At 33.4% G+C, this 4,704-nt stretch carries 4 protein-coding genes; all 4 read left to right on the forward strand.

Annotation, left to right across the window (positions count from 1 at the left end):
- Window positions 1–151: 151 nt before the first annotated feature.
- The 4 genes from D6734_08925 (at window position 152) to D6734_08940 (ending at window position 4,516) form a co-directional block, all read left to right on the forward strand.
- Window positions 152–619, forward strand: coding sequence for a response regulator (locus D6734_08925; GenBank protein ID RMF93943.1), 468 nt, complete (start codon window positions 152–154; stop codon window positions 617–619).
- 13 nt (window positions 620–632) lie between these two features.
- On the forward strand, window positions 633–2,021 hold the full coding sequence (locus D6734_08930; GenBank protein RMF93944.1) for a sugar transferase: 1,389 nt from the start codon (window positions 633–635) through the stop codon (window positions 2,019–2,021).
- A gap of 18 nt (window positions 2,022–2,039) precedes the next feature.
- Window positions 2,040–2,921, forward strand: a complete 882-nt coding sequence (locus D6734_08935; GenBank protein ID RMF93945.1) for a DUF3473 domain-containing protein — start codon at window positions 2,040–2,042, stop codon at window positions 2,919–2,921.
- 95 nt (window positions 2,922–3,016) lie between these two features.
- A complete protein-coding gene (locus tag D6734_08940) occupies window positions 3,017–4,516 on the forward strand; it encodes a hypothetical protein (protein RMF93946.1) in 1,500 nt (499 codons plus the stop codon).
- The last annotated feature ends 188 nt before the right edge of the window (window positions 4,517–4,704 follow it).

Genomic DNA, 4,704 nt, shown 5'->3' on the forward strand with positions numbered 1-4,704 from the left:
GAATAAACCGATATGAACAATAAAAAGAATAGTTCAGAAAAGACTATTTATTATTGATGTTTTTGTAGTTATGTTTTTTAATATAGATAGTATTCACAGGATCAATTCTCATTTTTTAAAATAAAAAGTAAAAGAAAGTAGGAAGGAATCAATGGGAAAAATTCTCTTTGTTGATGACGATGAAACAATGAGGGAAGCAGTTTCCAAAGCTATTGAATCGATGGGACATACCTGTGATGTTGCAGCAGATGGATATGAGGGGTTCAATAAGATAAGAGAAGGAGAATATGATCTTGTTATTACCGATATAAGAATGCCTAAATTAGATGGGAAGGAATTTCTGAAAAGAGCGATTAAATACGATAAAAACCTTATGGTGGTTGTATTGACAGGATATAGTTCAGTCGAATCAGCAGTTGAACTATTAAAGCTTGGCGCTTACGATTATCTTGAAAAGCCCCTCAATTTTGAAGCACTTGAATTTGTGATTACCAGATGTCTTGAAAAAAGAAAGATAGAAGGACAATTAAACTTTTTTAAGGGAATGATATATACATTGATTATTTCTATTCCCATCTGGTTGATTCTGGGGATTATTCTAGCGGCATTTTTATCCTGATTGAAATGCACGAATGTATAATATATCAAATATTCCAATTAGAAAAGCCAGATTGCTCGGGCTTCTTCTCTTTATCTTTGAAAATTTCCATTTAGCTCTTCTTATCTCATTTGTATTTTATCTAAGACACGGGGACATAATCGAGTTTACTCCACGATGGTATTTAGTACCTATTTTTTGCACTGTCTATTCGATATGCCTTTATTTTCTTGAGTTTTATAATATTGAATTTTCTACGACGAGATTGAGAATTTTAGCGCGCATATTGATTGTCAATATCGTTGGCACTTGTGCCATTGTGATGATTTCCTATTCATTTAATCTTGATATTGACAAGAAATTTCTTCTCTATTGGTTTGTTGCATTTCAAATTTTCTATCCTATCTGGAGAAGAGTCTTCTATATGATTTTCAGAAAACCAATGATGCCCGAAAATATCCTGATAGTTGGCTCCGATTGGTCTGTCGAAGAAATTATTAGAGAAACGCAGTTAGTAGCCAATCCTTCTTATATCATAAAAGGAATAATTACTGATATTGAAGACGGTCCTGAAGAAATAGAAGGTGTGAAGGTGATAAGGACAAGAAAAGCTTTGAAGGAAATTGTCAAAGAGGAAGAAGTTGATAAGATCATAGTTTCAATCTACAAGGAGATGCATAAAGACCTTATATCGCAGCTTTTGGAATGCAGACTTATGGGTATTGAAATAATGGAACTTCCTAACTTTTACAGACGCTTAACTGGGAAAATTCCTCTAAGGCATTTCGAAGAACAATGGATAGTTTTTTCAGAGGGATTTGAAAATATTAGAAAACCGGTTCTTTTTAAGATAAAAAGACTCATTGATATCATTATTTCAATAATTGGACTTATTTTGGCAGCGCCTTTAATTTTGATTGTAATGATAGCCATAAAACTCGATTCGCCGGGTCCTATTTTTTATGTTCAGGAAAGATTAGGACATAATGAAAAACCATTCAAACTTTATAAATTTCGCTCTATGGTTAAAGATGCTGAACTGCATTCAGGACCTGTATGGGCAAGTAAAAATGATTCGAGAATATCGAGAGTTGGAAAAATTATAAGACCAATGCGTATTGATGAAATTCCTCAGCTCATAAATGTCCTGAAAGGTGATATGACTTTTATTGGTCCAAGGCCGGAAAGACCATTTTTTGTTGAAAAGTTAAAACAGCAAATACCATATTACTCATTGCGTTTTGCAGTAAAGCCCGGTATTACCGGATGGGCACAAGTAAAATACCGCTACGGAGATAGTGTTGAAGATGCTCTTGAAAAACTTCAATATGACATCTATTACATTCAAAATATTTCATTTGTCTTAGATATTTATATAATATTGAAAACCATTCAAGTTGTTTTGACAGGAAAAGAAAGATAAAAAAGCAGGAGAAAAGAAATAGTAATCAATTGTCTTTCCGTTGATGTTGAAGATTATTATCAGGTAAGTGCTTTTGAAAACCTGATTTCCTATGAAGATTGGGATAAATATCCTTCAAGGGTAGAATATTCAACAAAAAGAGTTCTCGACCTTTTTGAAAACTATAATGTTAAGGCAACTTTTTTTGTTTTGGGGTGGATAGCCAATAAGTTTCCTTCTCTTGTTAAATTGATTCATTCACAAGGACATGAGATTGCAAGTCATGGCTATAGGCATTCTTTAATCTATAATCAAACACCTGCTGAATTCCAAAAAGATGTCCAAAAAACGAAACACATTTTAGAGGACATAACAGGGGTACCTATAAAGGGATATAGGGGCGCAAGCTTTTCAATAACAAAAAAATCCTTATGGGCAATTGAAATTCTTGCAGAAGAAGGATTTTTATATGATTCAAGCATATTTCCTGTTTATCACGATAGATATGGCATTCCATCTGCGCCATCATCTCCTTATGAAATTCGGATATCAGAGGAAAGAAAAATTGTTGAAATACCGCCTTTGTGCAAAAATGTTTTTAGAAAAAATTTCCCCCTTGGAGGGGGAGGATATCTTCGCCTATTTCCTGTTGGAATCATAATGCGAGAGATTTCAAAAAAAAATTCAGAGGGTAAATCAGCAATCATCTATTTTCATCCGTGGGAATTAGACCCTAATCAGCCGTTTATCGATTCTGGAAGCCGAATAACGAATTTAAGACATCGAATCGGCTTAAAGAAGATGGATATCAAATTAAAAAAAATTCTTTCGAAACATAGGTTTTCAACCTTTTCGCATTTACTTGATGAAATCAATAGCGGTAAAATCGATATTTTGAGGATAAAGATAAATGATATTTGACAATATAGGTTTTCTTGTAAGCGTATCTTTTTTGCAGTTTTTTTCGATTCGCCTGATTCTTTTTCAGCAATTTATAGTATTAAGAGGTTGATAGTTTGAAAAAGCAGCTTTCAAGCATCGGCAAGCATTCATCAATCTATGCCATTTCAGTCATATTGAAGAAAGGAATAGGCTTTTTACTGATTCCTCTCTACACGCGATACCTTTCTCCTTATGATTATGGCGTGCTCGAATTATTTTCCGTAACTATAAACATAACAGTAATCTTGGTATCTCAGGGCTTGGTTCCTGCCTTTTTTAGGTCATACTGTTACGACTATGCTGATGATGAAGAAAAAAAGAGAGAAGCCCTTAGCACTGTCTATTATTATCTTGTTGCAATGGCGGCTATGATTTTTCTTTTGCTGTCCTTTTCTAATAAAGGTGTAAACGACCTTCTCTTCAAAGAAGGAGATAATTACCAATTTCTTTTAATCCTTATATTTATTTCGGGTTTTTTTAGTGTTTCTGCTTATATTCCAATGCAGCTTCTCCGGGCACTGTCAAAATCTGCTCAATTTGCCGCTATCACAATTGCTTCGTTTGTGCTTAATGTTGTCTTAAAAATTTATCTAATTGCCTTTGCTGGGTTTGGACTTAAAGGTGCTGTGTACGCTAATTTAGTTGAATCAGGAGCGTCAGCCTTTATTTTATTTCTTGTCATTAGAAAACATCTTGCTCCTGTTTTTTCAAGAAAGATTTTAGGAGAAATGCTGAGGTTTGGACTTCCCTTTGTGCCAAGTGGACTTGCAATATGGATATTGTCTGTTTCGGATAGATATTTTCTTCAACATTATTCGACAACGAGTGAGCTTGGTTTATATTCGCTTGCATACAAATTTTCAATAATACTTGATGTTGCCATTATTCAGCCATTTGTAAAACAGTGGCCTGTGGTTTATTTCCCCTTGTCAAAGGAAAAAAATGCAAAGGAAATTTTTTCACGCTTTGGTACTATCTTTCTTGCTGTAATTACTTTTGCGGGATTATCAGTTTTTGTTTTTTCAAAACCTGCAATATATCTGATGGCAAAGAAGGATTTTTGGGGAAGTTTTCAAGCAATTCTTCCATTGGTGTGCGCTTTCATCTTTTCTGGTCTATATTTTGTTGTGAATATTGGTGTAGATATCCAAAAGAAAACTATTTACTATCCAATAGTTGTAGGATTGGCAGCTATAATAAATATTGTTTTGAATTTTATCTTGATACCCAGGTGGGCAATGATTGGCGCAGCCTATGCTACAGCGATTTCATATTTTTTTATGCTTTTTTTGGCTTATGTCATTAATCAAAAAGTATATCCCATTCAGTATGAAAAATTTAATATTTTTAAGATAAGCCTCCTCTTTGCCATATTTGCTTTTGCCGCTAATTTTTCAATGCCTGATTCCATAACAAGTTCAATTTTAATAGGGTTGATATTTGTTGCTGGTTATGCTGTTGCAATCCTTTTCTCAGGTGTCTTTAGCTTTAATGAATTAGGAAAAGTTAAAGAAATTGTAAAAACAAAGATGTCCGTTACTTCTTTTAAAAACTTTATGAAAAGTGATAAATAACAAAATATCCATACTTCACATTTTTAAGAAAATATTATTGAAGATATCCAAGAGATTTCAGTGCCTTTTTTTCATTTTCTGAAATATTTCTTTTTTTTGCTTGCGCCTTGGGATGTTTTTTTATCCATAGATTGAGAGTTGATAAAAGTTTGGATACTTGAGCAGGATTCGAATTTGCTATATTATGC

It is taken from the genome of Candidatus Schekmanbacteria bacterium (assembly GCA_003695725.1).
Taxonomy (GTDB): domain Bacteria; phylum Schekmanbacteria; class GWA2-38-11; order GWA2-38-11; family J061; genus J061.

Coding starts and splice junctions, on each gene's coding strand:
- D6734_08930 (RMF93944.1), top strand. CDS start 633: ATGTATAATATATCAAATATTCCAATTAGAAAAGCCAGATTGCTCGGG.
- D6734_08925 (RMF93943.1), top strand. CDS start 152: ATGGGAAAAATTCTCTTTGTTGATGACGATGAAACAATGAGGGAAGCA.